Source organism: Thermostichus sp. OS-CIW-29, assembly GCF_054058195.1.
The window spans coordinates 1-14,402 of sequence record NZ_JBSSAB010000028.1 but is presented as its reverse complement, the minus strand read 5'-3'; the positions used below and the strand labels follow the sequence as shown (position 1 = coordinate 14,402).

Genomic DNA, 14,402 nt, shown 5'->3' with positions numbered 1-14,402 from the left:
GGATCCGTAACGGAGACAGGGGCAGCTTTCGCAAGGGAAATAACCGCTTGGATCCCTTGTGCAGAGCGATGTTGAGCGGCATCTGAGGGTGGATAGAGCCCGACAGAATCCAATGCTGAGTCTACTGAGCCAAGCATGAAGGTCTATATCAGCGCCGATATCGAGGGGATCGCCGGCATCAGCCATTGGGATGAGGCCACCATCGGCCAGCCGGGTTACGAGGCATTCCGAGAGCAGATGACCCGAGCAGTGATCGCGGCTTGTGAGGGATCCCTGGCTGCCGGAGCCACGCAGATCACGGTCAAAGATGCCCATGACTCCGGGCGAAACCTCATCCCCGAACGGTTGCCGGAGCCGGTGCAACTCATCCGCGGCTGGAGCGGCCACCCCTACTGTATGGTGCAAGAGTTGGATCGCAGTTACGATGCCCTGCTCCTAATCGGCTATCATGCCCGCGCCGGATCTGCTGCCAACCCCCTCGCCCACACCTACACCACCGAAGTTAGCCAAATCCGGCTGAACGGCCAGGCCATCGCCGAGTTTCACCTGGTCAGCCTCACGGCTGCCTATGAGGGAGTCCCAGTTGTGTTTGTAGCCGGAGATGCGGAGGTGTGTGCTGAAGCAAAAGCTTATGACGCCCAAATCGAGACGGTGGTCACCCACAAAGGAATGGGCCAGTCGGTCATTGCGCCACATCCGCAGCAAGTTTTGCGGGCCATCCGCCAAGGTGTAGAGGGATCCCTGAGGCGGCTGCCGGCCTACCGGCCTCGCCCACTGCCGGATCACTTTCAATTGGAAGTGGACTACAAGGATCCCGCTCGCGCCTACCGCAAGTCTTTTTATCCCGGCTGCCGGTGGATTGCCGATTCCACGGTTCGGCTGGAAGTTTCCGAGTGGTTTGAGGTGTTGCGGGCTTTGGAGTTTATTGTGCTCACCTAGCCAGGGATCCAAGCGGCATCTGGATGAGGCGAGCAGCAGCTTCCCTGAGGCTGGTCTCGGAAAGGTCAGACAGCTCAATCCGGGCCCGAAGGCGATTGAAGTTTTGCTGCAGCCCGTGCCGATAGGTGGGGTCATAGTGCTGCTCCAGCAACTCCTGCACAAACTGCGGCCAGTCTTGGGCGTCGATCAGCTCAAACCAACGCTGCAGGCGGGCCTGGCCAAGACGGGACTTCAGAGGCAGCAATTTCCCCTTTAGCGCTTGGGGGTGAGCAATCCAGTGGGGATAGTGGGCGATCAGCCCCTTCACCCGCTCCTCTAGAGGCAACTGCACTTCGACACAGTCGGCTTGGGTAAGGGCTTGCCAAAGGGCAGGCGGCAGATGGAGCTGGCCCACTTTGGCACTCTCAGCCTCCACCCAGACTGGCTTGGCGGGATCCCACTGGAGAAAAACCTGCACCAGTTGACTTTCAAAGCTCTTCTGACCGGGCTGTGGCACCCCCCACTCGGCCCCCAGGAGGGATCCCCGGTGACAGGCCAGCTTTTCCAGATCGAGGACTTGGGATCCCTGTTGGCGCAGATGGTGAAGCAACTGGGTTTTGCCGCTCCCTGTTGGTCCGCAGAGCACTCGGTAGGTAAATTCCTGGGGCAAGATCTGCAGCTGTCGGCGCACCCAGGCCCGGTAGGTTTTGTAGCCACCTTGCAAAACCGTAACCTGCCAGCCCACCTGGGACAACACCAATGCCAAGCTGGCAGAGCGCTGCCCTCCCCGCCAGCAGTAGATTAGGGGCCGGTAATCGCGATCTTTATCGGCAAAATGGGTTTGCAAGTGGCGACTGATGTTCTGGGCCACCAAGCTTGCCCCTCGTTTGCGGGCTGCGAAGGGATCCACCTGCTTGTAGAGCGTGCCCACCTCCGCCCGTTCTGTATCGTAGAGTACAGGCAAGTTGATGGCTCCCGGCCAATGATCCTCTGCGAACTCTGCCGGAGAGCGCACATCGATAATTTCGCTGTAGGTGTGCAGCCAGGGCTCTGCAGTGAAGTGAATCGGAGGAGACACAAACCTGTGGATGGAAATGGCAAGCTAGCGCAATCTTGAACAGTTTCTAGCTTAGCCAACGCTGCTGCTCAAGGAAGCCCAGGGCTAACCCTAGCCTATCCCCTCGCAGGTGGACTTCTCGCTTTTCCAGAAGTTTAGGCAAGGTCTCTGGAACATGCAGGATGCCATTTGCCGCTCTCAAAAAAGTTATAGAGGTTTTCAGGCTCTCCAGGTGCCACCTCAGATAGAAAGGTGAGCTCGGACTTTTTCTTCGTCCATTTGGTCAGTCGGCCCCTCCATGATAAGGGATCCATTTTCCATAAGATAAAAGTAATCGGCCAGACTTTGGGCAAACTCAAAATACTGCTCCACCAGCAACACCGAAACGCCCCGCTCCTTTTGAATGCGGCTGATGGCTTCTTCGATCTCGATAATGATAGAGGGCTGGATCCCTTCTGTGGGCTCATCCAGGAGCAAAAGTTTGGGCTCCGCCACCAAAGCTCTGGCGATGGCCAGTTGCTGCTGCTGCCCACCGCTCAAATCCCCACCCAGCCGTTTAAGAAAAGAACGCAGAATTGGGAATAGGTCATAGACAAACTCAGGTATGATCCGTTCTCTGTCCGGTGCCGCTTCTAGCCCCACCAGCAGGTTTTCCTCAACCGTTAGGCGGGGAAATATCTCTCGACCTTGGGGTACATAGCCAATACCGGCGCGGGCTCGCCAATTGGGAGGGTAATGGTTGATAGGACGGCCCTCAAAAGCAATTTTGCCTGTGCAGTCTTTCAGAAGTCCCATCAGGGCTTTAAGCGTGGTGGTTTTGCCCATACCATTGCGGCCCAGAAGGCAAACCGCTTGGCCGGGAAAGATCTTAAAAGAGAGATCCTTCACAATTAAACTCTGACCATAGTAAACCCTCAAGTTGGAGACCTCCAGGAGAGGCCCGGATCCATCTCGGGATAAGTTTTGTGTTGCGGTCGCGTTTGCCAGAGCGCCCATTTTCAGCACTTGACGACGATTAAAGACGATTAAAAGATTGAGCCATCGGTGATCTCCGAAACGAAGTGAGTGCAAAGGGTGTTAAGAAGTCCAGTTGTTGCAGCAGCCCGGCCAACAGAGGGAAGCACCTAGCTCATCACCTCGCCCATGTGTTGAACCTGCCCAACTGCGCTCAGCTGAGGCTTTCACCGAATGCCTTCCCAACGTCAACAGGGGAAAGGCTAATCCTGCAGTCGAGAAAGCGTTGTGCATCCCTGTTGCCTTAACGTGTTCCATCAAACCCATTCAGCCCGGAGAGAATTGTATCGCGGGATACCTTTTCCCAGAATCCGAGCCTGTTCTCGGCTCCCTTTCCCCACAGGCTGTAGGCAAAGGCAGGGATCCCTTGCTGCCGGCATAATAGGGGTTCTGGGGTCGAGAATTAGTTGAGAGTTAACAGCTTATGGTGCAACAGGCTGGCTATGGATCTTGGCGATCCCCGATTACCGCTGACCTGGTGGTGACGGGATCCCTGCGCTTGGGACAGATGGTTTGGGATCAGGGGGATCTCTACTGGACGGAGGGCCGCCCGCAAGAAAAAGGGCGCAATGTGTTGATGCGGCGCTCTGCCGACGGGATCCTGGTGGAGCTGACACCGGCACCTTTCAATGTGCGGACACGAGTGCATGAGTATGGGGGTGGAGCTTATTGGGTGTCGGCAGGGGTAGTGTATTTTTGCAACTTCGCTGACCAACGGCTCTACCGCCTGCTGCCGGGTTCAGATCCCCAGCCCCTGACGGAAGCAGGCCCCTATCGCTACGCCGACGGGGTGGTGGATCGGGCGCGTGGACGCATCCTCTGTGTGCGGGAAGATCACAGCCGCCAGGGAGAGCCGGAAAACAGCCTTGTCTCGATTGACTTAGCAAGTGGATCCCAGCAGATTTTGGCTTCTGGGCACGACTTCTACGCCAGCCCGCGCCTCAGTCCAGACGGCCAGACCTTGGTATGGCTGACCTGGGATCACCCCCAAATGCCCTGGGACGGCACAGAGCTGTGGCGGTCTGAGGTGAACCCTGACGGCAGCTTGGGAGAACCTCAAAAGCTGGCCGGTGGCCCTGCCGAGTCGATCTTCCAGCCCCAGTGGTCACCGCAAGGGGATCTCTACTTTGTTTCCGATTGCAGCGGCTGGTGGAACCTCTATCGCTGGGATCCCCAGGGCCCCATTCCCCTCTGCCCTATGGAAGCGGAGTTTGGAGAGCCGCAGTGGGTGTTTGGCCTGAGCACCTACGGCTTCTGTGGCGATGGGCGCATCCTGGCCTGTTATGAACAAGACGGGCTGTCTCATCTGGCTTATCTGGATCCCCATTCAGGACAGTTGGCAGGGATCCCCTTGCCCTACACCCAGATCAGCGGTTTGCAGGTGAGTGGGGAAAAAGCCGCTTTCCTGGCCGGATCCCCGACGGAAGCCACTGCCTTGGTCTGCCTAGACTTACCCTCCAGCCAAGTGGAGGTGGTGGCCCGTTCCAGCAGCGTGGCGGTGGATCCCGACTATCTGTCGATCCCAGAGCCTATTGTTTTTCCCACCGGTGGCGGCAAGGCAGTGGCCTATGCTTTCTTCTATCCCCCCAAGAACCGCGACTTTGTTGCTCCCACTGGCGAAAAGCCACCCCTATTGGTGAAAAGCCACGGCGGGCCCACCGGAGCGACGGCAGCCGTGCTCAACCTGGGGATCCAATACTGGACCAGTCGGGGGATTGCCGTTTTGGATGTGAACTACCGGGGCAGCAGCGGCTACGGACGGGCCTATCGGGATGCTCTCAAAGGCCGGTGGGGCCTGGTAGATGTGGAAGATTGCATCGCCGGATCCCAATTTTTGGCAGAACAGGGCAAGGTGGATGGGGAACGGCTGCTCATTCAAGGGGGCAGCGCTGGCGGCTATACCACGTTGGCGGCCTTGACCTTCCACGCCGTCTTCCGAGCAGGTGCCAGCTACTACGGGGTGAGCGATCTAGAAGCCCTGGCCCAGGAGACCCACAAGTTCGAGTCTCGCTACTTGGACAGCCTCATTGGCCCCTACCCAGAGCGGCGGGATCTCTACCGGGAGCGTTCCCCCATTCATCACCTGGAGGGCCTCAATTGTCCGGTTATCTTCTTCCAAGGGTTGGAAGACGCCATCGTGCCCCCCAATCAGGCGGAGAGGATGGTGGCAGCCCTACGGGCCAAAGGGATCCCAGTGGCCTATGTGCCCTTCGAGGGAGAGCAACACGGCTTTCGCCAGGCGGCCAACATCAAACGGGCTTTGGAGGCAGAGCTTTACTTTTATGCCCAGGTGCTGGGGTTTCCGCTGGCAGAACCTCTTGAGCCGGTTCGGATCGAGAACTTGGACATCTGATGATGACTGCTCAATGGGTCGAATAGAAAGGGATCCCGTCCCATCTATGGCCCATTGTTGCTCCACAACGCTGTCGCGACAGAGCAGCCCCTCTATGATGGACTTACCAGCCAACCCGGATGGAGTCATCGATATTGCTCCGCAACACTGTCGCGACTGCTGGTAAGAGAGCTGGTCATGAGCGTCAGTAGCCCTTCCTTCCGTGAACTGCCCATCTTAGAAAGCGGCGATCGTCTCACCCGCGATGAGTTTGAACGGCGCTATCAAGCCATGCCTCAGCTCAAAAAAGCCGAGCTGATTGAGGGAATTGTTTACGTGGCATCTCCCCTCAGATATCGCCGACATGGCAGACCACACAGCCACATCATGGCCTGGCTGGGAGTTTATGAAGCAGCAACGCCGGGGGTTGAGTCGGCGGGCAATCCAACCGTTCGCCTGGACTTGGACAATGAGCCGCAGCCAGATGCCATATTGCGGATGCACGAATCTTGTGGGGGACAGTCCCGCATTAGCGAGGATGACTACATTGAGGGTGCACCGGAGCTGATTGTGGAGATTGCCGCCAGCACAGCTTCCTACGACCTGCATGATAAGCTGCGGGCCTACCGGCGCAACGGCGTGCGGGAATATCTGGTCTGGCTAACCCAAGAGCAAGCCTTTCGCTGGTATGTCTTCCAGAATGGAGAGTACGTGCAGCAACAGCCCAATGAGTTGGGCGTTTTGTACAGTCGGGTGTTTCCGGGGTTGTGGTTAGCCGTGGACGCGCTGCTGACGGGCAACATGCAGCAGGTGTTGGGTGTGCTGCAAAGGGGAATTGAGTCGGAGGAACACCGAGAGTTTGCAGCGCGGTTGGCAACCCGAGAAGCAGAGGCTGGAGCCTAGGCCATGAGTCGGAGGGACGGGTTTGCGCTCAGAAAGGCCCAGGTTAATGGCTGTGGGCCAACAGGTTGGGCTCGAAGACAGCCATCTCCAACCGAAACGGGATCCCCATGTGGGCCAGCCAGTCCTGCAGCGGATCATCGGCCAGCGCCAGGATCTGCCCTTGGGGGGAAACGTGGGCCGGGCGGTGCCAATTGCCCAGTTGATGAATCACCTGGCCCATCTGGATGGGGTTTTCAGGTTGAATCAAGAGCACCGGTTCGGGTTGGGCTTTGACCCGAATGTGTCGCTGCGCATCCGCATAGAGCAGATCCCCATCGTGAAGATGGGTGCCCCGAGGCAGCATCAACTGGATCTCGGTACCCCAGTCGCTCACCAGCCGTTGCCGGGATCGCTGGCGGTCGTGCCAAGTGAGGGCAACCACTTCCAAGTGGCCGGGGATCCCCTCTGGCGGCTCGTCCAGCAGTTGCGTCACCGTAATGGCCGCGGGATCCTCTCCCGCAGCATGGGCATCTTCGCTCATGTTAGGGACTCCAGATATTGGCTGAGGTCTTCTTGAAGGCGAGAGAACTCCACTTCGGTGGAAAGGCGCAGCACCTTGGTTTTCAGAGTCACCAGCACCTTGGCTGCGTGGGGGCCAGCCCAGATGTTGGGGTTGCAGAACATCTCCAAGCTGAAATCTTCAGTAGGGTAACGAAACTCAACCGGCTCCTGAGGCTGCTGTCGGGAACGGATCTTGAGTCGCTCCAAGAGGATTTGCAGAGCCTTGTGCCATTGTTGTGCCGCCTCAGGCGAAAGGGAGAAACTGGCCGAGCCGGTTGCGAAGTTGAGGGCAAACTGAGGAAAATGGGTAGTCATGGAGGCCCGTACCGTTCGCGAAGCGTCCTTTGGAGGGCAGCATTGGACAACAACAGTATCTTACGTCAGCTCTTGCTAATGGGCGTGGGCACAACCACTCTGCTGGCAGAACAGTTGAGAAAGGCTGCCGACGACTTGGTGCAGAAGGGGCAGCTCAACCCAGAAGAGGCATCCAATGTCATCAACAACCTGCTCAACCAGGTGAAGGCCGAGCAGAGTAACTTTGAATCCTACGTTCAGCGGCAGGTGCGCAACGTCCTGCAGGATCTGGGCGTGCCCCGCCAATCGGAAATGGACGAGCTGCGCGGGCGGCTGGATCGGCTGGAGCGGCAGGTGCGCAATTTGGAAAATCAGGTTTACCGCCGGTAGCCGAGCCAAGCCTTCCCCTTTTGCCGGCTTTCCTTTGCCGTTGGGCAGGGTTTTGCCGAACGTTGCGATACCCTGAAGTCCTCTCTGGGAGAATTCATCAAGTTCCCATGTCAAGCGAAGTTTTGACCGTCACAGGCCGAGGGATCCCCCTGCTGGGCAACGACATCGACACCGATCGGATTATCCCGGCCCGCTTTTTGAAGTGCGTCACTTTTGACGGCTTGGGCCAGCACGTGTTTGCCGACGACCGCGCCCAGGATCCCGGCCAACACCCCTTCGATCAGCCTCAGTACCAGGGATCCCAGATCCTTGTGGTCAATGCCAATTTTGGCTGTGGCTCCAGCCGGGAGCATGCCCCCCAAGCGCTGGCCAAATGGGGGATCCGCGCCCTCATTGGCGAAAGCTTTGCCGAGATCTTCTTCGGCAACTGCTTGGCCCTAGGGATCCCTTGTGTTACGGCACCCCCGGCTGTGATTCAAGCCCTGCAGAAGGCGGTGGCGGAAAATCCCCAGCTCCAGTTGACACTGGATCTGCCCAGCAAACAGGTGTGCTGGGGGGAGAACGCCGCTGCTGTGGAGATCCCCCAGGGAGCCTGGCAAATGCTGGTGCAGGGCACCTGGGACGCCACAGGACAACTGCTGGCCGCCCAAGCCCAGATTCAGCAAGTAGCCGCTTCTTTACCCTACGTGCGTTGGCAGCGAGCCCGTTGAGCAATCCTCTCCCCCCTGATACCCATACATGGCTGGGCAGTGCCGACCCGGATTTTATGGATTTGGCGATCCGGGAGATAGAAGCTGCGGATCCAGAGGCTGCCGTGCAGCGGCTAAAGGAAGCACCTGGCTTGGTGTGGGTATGCAGCCAACGCTCATTTGCCGACCTGGCTGGGGCTTGGCAAGCTGACCCGCCCATTTTTTTGCGCCACATCTGCCCCATTCACCAAGAACGGCGGCTGGCCGAGGGATCCTTAGTTGAATTGCGCCTTGATGGGGAAATGTTGGCAGCCATTGACCCCGCCCTCAGCTTTTCGGTTCAGACGCGCCTGTTTGGAGAGCCGGCTCTCAAGCCCTTCCAGGTCAATGAAACCCTGGCCGAACAGGTGATGGCAGCGGTGGGATCCCCCCTGCAGGTCAAAGACCCCCAGCAGGTAATCTCGGTGGTGATCCTGGCTCAACCGATGGGCATTCGCGCTTGGCTGGGCCTATCCTTGGCTGCCCAGAACCTCTCCAACTGGGCCGGTGGGATCCATCGCTTTCGGCAGGATCCAGAGCAGATCAGCCGCTCCGAGTTTAAGCTGCTGGAGGCCATCCAGGTGTTTCAGATTCCCTTGGTGCCAGGGGGACAGGCTCTGGATCTGGGGGCAGCGCCGGGGGGATGGTCGCGCATTTTGCGTCTATATGGCCAGCAGGTCACGGCAGTGGATCCGGCGGACTTGCACGAGCGCCTCAGCCAAGATCCGGGGATCTGCCACCATCGCCTCAGCGCCCAAGCCTACTTGGCCCGTGGCCCAGGCCGGTTTCACCTGATCCTCAACGACATGCGGATGGATGGCCCGGCTTCTGCCCGCCTGATGGTGGCTTTTGCCCCCCATCTGCAGCCACAGGGGAGAGCTGTGATGACCCTGAAGTTACCTCGCCAACACCGCCTGCGGGTGCTGCGGCAAAGTTTGGAGATCTTGGGTAGTGCCTTCCCCTTGGTGAGGGCCCGCCACCTGTTTCACAACCGCAGCGAAGTCACCCTCTACTTGGGGATCCCTGCCCCTTAATCTGCCGTTTCCACCACCTGAATCTCCCGACGGAGCACCATTTCGCGAATGGACTCCAGCAAGCCTATCTCTTCGGGGGAGATTTTGCCGTCCGACCGGATGGCGTTGACGATTTGATCCACCTCTGTGCGGGTGAGCTTTTTGTCTTCCAGCGCTCGATCCACCAGCGCTTGCAATTGCGAAAACTCCATAAGGCTCCTCTTGCTTGAACAGGTCTTGTCGCCTCATCTCCTCATCCAAGCTACCCGCCCTGACCCAAATCTCCTGCAAGCGCAAGATTCTCTTCAGGTATCCTAAAGAAAACGTGAAACCCACCGAGAGGAAGACATCATGGCTGGCCCGGATCCCAGGAGCACTGCGCACGATTGCGCCACCCTCTGTCGAGATGGCTGTGTCTTGGGAGAGGACTGCCCCCACCGAGAGGCGGCTCGCCAAGCCGTGGCCTTTGTCATGAGCACCGACTGGGAGACCTTGATGCGGATCGCCGAATCCAAGAACCTACCCAAAAGCTCCCCTCAGGAAGAGATGGATCCCCTGCAGTTTTTGGAGAATTACCGCTTGGGCGGGTAAGCCCCAACCAGTCTCCCTAAGGACAAGGGATCCCTGCTGAGGATCCAGGGGTTTTGAGCCATACTGAGTTAGGTGGGATCCCTGGATTCTATGGTTTGGCCTTGGATCATCATCGGGTTAGTCCTCATTTCTGCCGAATTGTTTTTGCCAGAATTGGTTGCCAGCTCGGTGGGGCTGGCGGCGCTCTTGGCGGGGCTTTTGGCTTATTTGGGGCTGCCGATCTGGGTACAATTTGCCAGCTGGATTGGGGCATCGGTGGTGTTGATTATCCTCAGCCGCCGTCTGGTGCCCCATGGATCGGTTCAGGTAGAGGAATCTCGCGAGGCGCGGGCAATCACCCCCATTCCCCCAGGCGAACGGGGGCGGGTTTCTTATCTGGGTTCCACCTGGAACGCCAAGTGCAGCATTCCCAACCTAGAAATCCAAGCCGGACAGGAGCTCTACGTGGTGGAGCGACAGGGGAATACCCTCATTGTCATGCCGGCCAAGATGCTCAAGTCGTAAACTACCCGACCCTGACTGCTTCGCAGTACAGGGCGGGCTTTTGGTAGCCCTGCAGTTGGCAAGCCAACCACGAACCTCTAGGCTGGTTTACAGCAGCCCCCAAAAGCGCAATCACCTTCGCACCGTTAAAATCCGCATCCCCTTCCCAACCGCAGTGCCCGCATTTGAACTGCTTACCCTTGCGATAGGATTGAGCGGAGTCGGGATGAATATGCAGGCACTTGTGGCAGATCTGCGAGGTATAGGCCGCAGGGACAGCTACCACTTTGACACCCGCCCTCACAGCCTTGTATTCGATAAACCGCCGCAGCTGGTAGAACGCCCAGCTATTGCTACGCCGCCGCTCCTCACGACTGCGGGGGTGTTGATTGGTGCGTTCTCGAATGCCGCTTAAGTCCTCAATTGCAATGCAGGCAGAAAGAGATTTTGCTGTTTTAACGATGCTCTTAGCGATACTGTGGTTCACCCAAGCTTGAAAGCGCCTCTCCTTGCCAGACAGCCGTTGCAACAGTTCTCTGCATCTGCGCCGCGAACTGCGTGTGCCCTTACTGGCTTTGCGTTGGAGTGCCGCCCTCAGCTTGGAGTAGTGGTCTCGTACCTTGTTTAACTGCTGTCCATTCCAGTTCTTCCCCTCTGAGGTATGAGCGATATCTATCCTTCCCAAATCCACCCCGATCACCTTGTCGGTATCTTGTTGCTTGGGTGGTTTTTTCTCTACGCAAATCTGGATGTAGTAGGAGCCATCTTTGCGCTGGACTAGGGTGGCCGATTTGGGGTTAGAGCCAGCCAGCATTCCCCTCTGGTAGTTGCCAATGGCTAGCTCAAAGCGTTCTCTTCCATCAACCGTGGCAAGCGACACTGTCCAGTCTTTCTCGCGAAACGAGAAGATACGTGCATCGTAGGTAACGAACCTACGCTTGAACTCTTTAACTGGACGGTTGCGCTGTCTCGCCACTTTGCGAGCGCCTGCCACCCGTCTGCAGACCTGCTGGGCCAGATTACTGGACAAGCCAAACCGAGCGCGAATCTGGTAATAGCAAAGGGATTGGAGTTTGACTGCGTTGACTACTTTTTCTGGTGTGTTTTGGTTGACCCAGTTCAACGCCTGCACAAAGGCATCCATTGTCGCATCCAACTTTGCGGCCTGCGACTGGGACACCTTGAGCTTGCAAGCTACAGTCAGGGCTTGGGTCATGCGCCGATTGTACTTCATCAAGGAAGGCCGCATTCCTCTCGGCACTGACCCTGGATAGTGGTGAGTGGGTAGTGACTAGCCACTAGTCACTAGCCACTAATGTAGAGTGCGGGGCTCCTGCGGGCTCTAGCTGAAGCGGACAGATTCTTTTGTTCCCCTGTTGATCTGAGCGAGGGATCCCTGCTTAGGGGTGCATCGGAGGCGGGGATCTGGCATAATCACAAAAGTTAAGCCGGGATGTAGCGCAGCTTGGTAGCGCATCTGCTTTGGGAGCAGAGGGCCGCAGGTTCAAATCCTGTCATCCCGATCCTGACTGCGACGGGAATTGAGCCGTTTACGCTATTGACCGAGAGTTTCCCACCTATCCAGAGCCCCGCAGCCAAAACCCGCATCTATCGGCAGGGGTGCAGTCTTTGTCTTGAAGGCGCAAGAAGCAAACTCTTCGATTCTTCGATGCCATGAAAGAAATGGGCGGATCAGGCAGCCAAGCGGGATCCCTCGTAGCCAGGCCAAGGAGAAGCAAGCACAAAAAAGGCAGGGTTAACTTGCCCCTGCCGAGAAGATCGAGAGTTGAGAGCTTGCTCTCGTTGTCGTAATCGTTGCATCAAGGCGCGGTTCCGTTTGTCCAGTTGGCGCTTGCGTGCCGATCCCCCACGACCGCGACGGTTTCTGCCCTGATGGCGAGGAGATTCATGAGATTTCAACAGCATGGGATTCCCCTGATAAACTAAACAGTCCTGCCTGATTCTAAACGAAACCTCAGCAACTGGCCACAAGACTGGCGGCGCAAGCTGCGGCATTTGCGGCTGGGGATAGGCCGTCTTTGTCAATTTATTCGCATCATTCGGCATGGAGGACTCCTTGGGACAGCCAGTCTTTTAGGCGGTGGGTAGCCCGGCAGTCATCCTCGTTGTAGATAATCGAGTGCTCCAAATATCTGCGCTCCCGAGTTTCCAGCCATTGGCTATACCAATAAATGGACTGGGCGCCATTGGCATCAGGCAGACGCCACTGAAACCCCAACCAGCGGGCGATGTTTTTCAGGGAATAGCTCTCGATCGGCAGCACCACCGAGCGTTGCACCCAGGCCTGTAAATCCACAAAGCGCTGCAACAACTGCCGCAGCTGTCGGGGATCCGTGCGGTATTGCTCCCCCAGCCGTCGGCAGGTCTGCACTTCAAAGCCGTGAAAGTGGTAGATGGGAGCGTCAGGATAGCGTTGTGCCAGTTGCAAGAATTGCTCCCAAGCTTGCCTTTCTTCCCGCGGCTCGGCGGCCAGGCAACTGTGATAGCTCGCAACCTTTTTCCCCTCGGCTTGCTCCACCACCAGCAGCCCCAGCAGATAGGCGACGTTGTGGCGGGGATCCGCCTCGATATCGAAGTACAGCTCTACGGGTGTGGTGGGCAGGGTTTCCGGGGGGGATTGAATCCAGAGAGGCTGCCGGCTGAGGGTGGCACGGGCTTGAAGCTGCAGTTGCAGGGCCACGCCGGATCCCAACTTGGGAATGGCTTGCAACCTATCCAACTGAGCGTTGGCCAGGGCTTCAATCGAGTGGATCCCCGCCTCTTGCAAAAGGGGATAGCGGGATCCCGTTACGCCCGGCAGCAGGCTGAGGGGTTGAGCGGCGGCGTTCAACTGGCGACAATGCTCCCGCCAGTGGCAAAGATGGCAGCGGCTGCGGGCCATGAACACCTGCGGTGGTTCCGGCTGGTTGAGGGAGTGCAGGTACTCCTGCAGCAATTGCCGCACCTGTGCTCGTCGGCGGCTCAGGTGGACGGGGTGCCACTTCCCATCTTTCAGGATCAAAATGCCCCGCTTGGGAACGTTTCCCTGCAGGGATCCGAGCAACTCTGCCTGCAAAGCCAGCAACAATTCGTATTCCGGTTTGGGGCGTTTGCCGATACGAATATGAACCGGCAGGTAAGAGGATCGGGCGGCGTGGCGACTTCTGCCAACGAGAGCGGGATCCCGAATCAGCAGATCCAGGGAGCTGCTCACCCAAACTGAACGTCCCTCTGGAACAGCTTCAGGCGGCAACGCAAGAGCGGGCACCATCTCGCAGTCTTCTGGGGCAGGGATGGGATCCCTTGGAGAGGAGGAGTGAGGGACAGGTTCAGAAGCAAGCTGCAACAGCTCTGCCTCAGCAGTACAGTTGAGATCTTCCTGCGGTTGCCAAAACAGCTCTGCGGCAATCCGTCCGCCGTAGATCCGCTCCGCCCCGTCGGCCATGGCTGCCAAGAGAGCTTCATTGCCCGGCGCGATTCGTTCTCCGGGGAATTGCTCAAACACAGCGGCTGCCAGGGTTTGGCGATCCCGCCGCCATTGCTCCAGCAGGTTGTCCGGCGGCAGCTTGGCCTCTTGAGGGCCAAAGCGATCCAGGTAAGGCAAGCGTCGGCAACGAAAGAAAGCAAGCAGCTCCTCAGCCTCAACAGAACCCTGTCCTGCTGCTGCAACCTGGCACTCCAACGGTGGACAACCTCAGCTCTGCTGCCATTGTGGCACGCCCCCAGGCTGCCTTTGGGATCCCTCAAGACTTGGGATCCTAAGTGGGCAGGAGATGGGCAATAATGCGCTCAATCGTCTCAGATTGGCGACGAGCTGTATCGGCTTGCTGTTGACATATCGTCTTTAACTCTCCCAGCCAGGTGTTGTGCTCCTGGGATATCAGCACCTGTTGTTGAACAATGGCTTTCAGATGGGTCAGGTCATCCTTGACGAAGCTGACGGTCTCGGCCAGGGTCAACACAGCCCCAACCAGGCGATCCAGCCGGAAGTCAATTTGGTCGAATCGGTCTTTGCTCTGCATTTTCCTTACATTGGTTAGTAGAGGTTACAGCCTTTTAATTTAAAATAGGGTACAGGTATTCAAGAGGAAGGAGAGAAAGGAATGCCGACTCATTCTTTGGATTTGCGGCAAAGAGTT

General features: G+C 57.7%; 17 protein-coding genes and 1 tRNA gene. 9 read left to right on the top strand and 9 right to left on the bottom strand.

Annotated elements, in window-relative coordinates; genetic code table 11:
• Positions 1-135: 135 nt before the first annotated feature.
• On the top strand, positions 136-939 hold the full coding sequence (locus ACVWZJ_RS10310) for a M55 family metallopeptidase (RefSeq protein ID WP_011433595.1): 804 nt from the start codon (positions 136-138) through the stop codon (positions 937-939).
• Here the strand turns inward: ACVWZJ_RS10310 and mnmH are convergent.
• Both mnmH and urtE read right to left on the bottom strand, forming a co-directional pair.
• Positions 932-1,996, bottom strand: coding sequence for a tRNA 2-selenouridine(34) synthase MnmH (mnmH, locus tag ACVWZJ_RS10305; RefSeq protein ID WP_457395981.1), 1,065 nt, complete (start codon positions 1,994-1,996; stop codon positions 932-934). The genes ACVWZJ_RS10310 and mnmH overlap by 8 nt on opposite strands.
• A gap of 219 nt (positions 1,997-2,215) precedes the next feature.
• On the bottom strand, positions 2,216-2,971 hold the full coding sequence (urtE, locus tag ACVWZJ_RS10300; RefSeq protein ID WP_414390224.1) for an urea ABC transporter ATP-binding subunit UrtE: 756 nt from the start codon (positions 2,969-2,971) through the stop codon (positions 2,216-2,218).
• Between the two features lie 442 nt (positions 2,972-3,413).
• Here urtE and ACVWZJ_RS10295 point away from each other — a divergent pair, with 442 nt between their 5' ends.
• Together ACVWZJ_RS10295 and ACVWZJ_RS10290 are read left to right on the top strand one after the other, a co-directional pair.
• Entirely contained in the window at positions 3,414-5,342 is a 1,929-nt protein-coding gene (locus ACVWZJ_RS10295) for a S9 family peptidase (protein ID WP_457395980.1), read from the top strand.
• A gap of 177 nt (positions 5,343-5,519) precedes the next feature.
• A complete protein-coding gene (locus tag ACVWZJ_RS10290) occupies positions 5,520-6,224 on the top strand; it encodes a Uma2 family endonuclease (protein ID WP_041436634.1) in 705 nt (234 codons plus the stop codon).
• A gap of 43 nt (positions 6,225-6,267) precedes the next feature.
• Here the strand turns inward: ACVWZJ_RS10290 and ACVWZJ_RS10285 are convergent, their stop codons facing one another.
• Both ACVWZJ_RS10285 and ACVWZJ_RS10280 read right to left on the bottom strand, forming a co-directional pair.
• Entirely contained in the window at positions 6,268-6,744 is a 477-nt protein-coding gene (locus ACVWZJ_RS10285; protein WP_011433605.1) for an urease accessory protein UreE, read from the bottom strand.
• The gene (locus ACVWZJ_RS10280; protein ID WP_011433606.1) at positions 6,741-7,079 is read right to left on the bottom strand and encodes a hypothetical protein; all 339 of its coding nucleotides are present in this window, start codon (positions 7,077-7,079) and stop codon (positions 6,741-6,743) included. Before ACVWZJ_RS10280 ends, ACVWZJ_RS10285 begins: the two co-directional genes overlap by 4 nt.
• Before the next feature lie 42 nt (positions 7,080-7,121).
• Here ACVWZJ_RS10280 and ACVWZJ_RS10275 point away from each other — a divergent pair, with 42 nt between their 5' ends.
• From ACVWZJ_RS10275 to ACVWZJ_RS10265, 3 genes are all read left to right on the top strand, one after another.
• Positions 7,122-7,448, top strand: a complete 327-nt coding sequence (locus ACVWZJ_RS10275; protein ID WP_011433607.1) for a phasin family protein — start codon at positions 7,122-7,124, stop codon at positions 7,446-7,448.
• Positions 7,449-7,555: 107 nt separating this feature from the next.
• On the top strand, positions 7,556-8,158 hold the full coding sequence (gene leuD / locus ACVWZJ_RS10270; protein WP_011433608.1) for a 3-isopropylmalate dehydratase small subunit: 603 nt from the start codon (positions 7,556-7,558) through the stop codon (positions 8,156-8,158).
• The gene (locus tag ACVWZJ_RS10265) at positions 8,155-9,210 is read left to right on the top strand and encodes an SAM-dependent methyltransferase (RefSeq protein ID WP_457395979.1); all 1,056 of its coding nucleotides are present in this window, start codon (positions 8,155-8,157) and stop codon (positions 9,208-9,210) included. The genes leuD and ACVWZJ_RS10265 overlap by 4 nt, the downstream gene beginning before the upstream one ends.
• Here ACVWZJ_RS10265 and ACVWZJ_RS10260 read toward each other — a convergent pair.
• Positions 9,207-9,401, bottom strand: coding sequence for a hypothetical protein (locus tag ACVWZJ_RS10260; RefSeq protein WP_011433610.1), 195 nt, complete (start codon positions 9,399-9,401; stop codon positions 9,207-9,209). The genes ACVWZJ_RS10265 and ACVWZJ_RS10260 overlap by 4 nt on opposite strands.
• Positions 9,402-9,540: 139 nt before the next feature.
• Between ACVWZJ_RS10260 and ACVWZJ_RS10255 the strand changes: the two genes are divergently transcribed.
• Positions 9,541-9,780: a hypothetical protein gene (locus ACVWZJ_RS10255; protein ID WP_011433611.1), complete on the top strand. Its 240-nt coding sequence runs from the start codon at positions 9,541-9,543 to the stop codon at positions 9,778-9,780.
• A gap of 90 nt (positions 9,781-9,870) precedes the next feature.
• Positions 9,871-10,284 carry an NfeD family protein gene (locus ACVWZJ_RS10250; RefSeq protein WP_011433612.1) on the top strand — a complete coding sequence of 138 codons (414 nt, stop codon included), beginning with the start codon at positions 9,871-9,873 and terminating at the stop codon, positions 10,282-10,284.
• A 1-nt stretch (position 10,285) separates the two neighbouring features.
• On the opposite strand, the gene ACVWZJ_RS10245 is transcribed toward ACVWZJ_RS10250, so the two are convergent.
• On the bottom strand, positions 10,286-11,479 hold the full coding sequence (locus ACVWZJ_RS10245; protein WP_011433613.1) for an RNA-guided endonuclease InsQ/TnpB family protein: 1,194 nt from the start codon (positions 11,477-11,479) through the stop codon (positions 10,286-10,288).
• Between the two features lie 233 nt (positions 11,480-11,712).
• Here ACVWZJ_RS10245 and ACVWZJ_RS10240 point away from each other — a divergent pair.
• Positions 11,713-11,786 (top strand) — tRNA-Pro (locus tag ACVWZJ_RS10240).
• Between the two features lie 169 nt (positions 11,787-11,955).
• Here ACVWZJ_RS10240 and ACVWZJ_RS10235 read toward each other — a convergent pair.
• From ACVWZJ_RS10235 to ACVWZJ_RS10225, 3 genes are all read right to left on the bottom strand, one after another.
• On the bottom strand, positions 11,956-12,189 hold the full coding sequence (locus ACVWZJ_RS10235) for a hypothetical protein (protein WP_041436636.1): 234 nt from the start codon (positions 12,187-12,189) through the stop codon (positions 11,956-11,958).
• 130 nt (positions 12,190-12,319) lie between these two features.
• Positions 12,320-13,945, bottom strand: coding sequence for a TM0106 family RecB-like putative nuclease (locus tag ACVWZJ_RS10230; protein WP_457395978.1), 1,626 nt, complete (start codon positions 13,943-13,945; stop codon positions 12,320-12,322).
• A 76-nt stretch (positions 13,946-14,021) separates the two neighbouring features.
• Positions 14,022-14,285 carry a hypothetical protein gene (locus ACVWZJ_RS10225; protein WP_457395977.1) on the bottom strand — a complete coding sequence of 88 codons (264 nt, stop codon included), beginning with the start codon at positions 14,283-14,285 and terminating at the stop codon, positions 14,022-14,024.
• Positions 14,286-14,402: the final 117 nt, after the last annotated feature.

Bases quoted from the DNA above. Each gene is read 5' to 3' on its own strand.
- ACVWZJ_RS10250 (WP_011433612.1), top strand. From the start codon at position 9,871: ATGGTTTGGCCTTGGATCATCATCGGGTTAGTCCTCATTTCTGCCGAA.
- leuD (WP_011433608.1), top strand. From the start codon at position 7,556: ATGTCAAGCGAAGTTTTGACCGTCACAGGCCGAGGGATCCCCCTGCTG.
- ACVWZJ_RS10235 (WP_041436636.1), bottom strand. From the start codon at position 12,189: ATGCTGTTGAAATCTCATGAATCTCCTCGCCATCAGGGCAGAAACCGT.
- ACVWZJ_RS10285 (WP_011433605.1), bottom strand. From the start codon at position 6,744: ATGAGCGAAGATGCCCATGCTGCGGGAGAGGATCCCGCGGCCATTACG.
- ACVWZJ_RS10280 (WP_011433606.1), bottom strand. From the start codon at position 7,079: ATGACTACCCATTTTCCTCAGTTTGCCCTCAACTTCGCAACCGGCTCG.
- ACVWZJ_RS10295 (WP_457395980.1), top strand. From the start codon at position 3,414: ATGGTGCAACAGGCTGGCTATGGATCTTGGCGATCCCCGATTACCGCT.
- ACVWZJ_RS10260 (WP_011433610.1), bottom strand. From the start codon at position 9,401: ATGGAGTTTTCGCAATTGCAAGCGCTGGTGGATCGAGCGCTGGAAGAC.
- ACVWZJ_RS10245 (WP_011433613.1), bottom strand. From the start codon at position 11,479: ATGACCCAAGCCCTGACTGTAGCTTGCAAGCTCAAGGTGTCCCAGTCG.
- ACVWZJ_RS10290 (WP_041436634.1), top strand. From the start codon at position 5,520: ATGAGCGTCAGTAGCCCTTCCTTCCGTGAACTGCCCATCTTAGAAAGC.
- ACVWZJ_RS10310 (WP_011433595.1), top strand. From the start codon at position 136: ATGAAGGTCTATATCAGCGCCGATATCGAGGGGATCGCCGGCATCAGC.
- urtE (WP_414390224.1), bottom strand. From the start codon at position 2,971: ATGGGCGCTCTGGCAAACGCGACCGCAACACAAAACTTATCCCGAGAT.
- ACVWZJ_RS10255 (WP_011433611.1), top strand. From the start codon at position 9,541: ATGGCTGGCCCGGATCCCAGGAGCACTGCGCACGATTGCGCCACCCTC.
- ACVWZJ_RS10225 (WP_457395977.1), bottom strand. From the start codon at position 14,285: ATGCAGAGCAAAGACCGATTCGACCAAATTGACTTCCGGCTGGATCGC.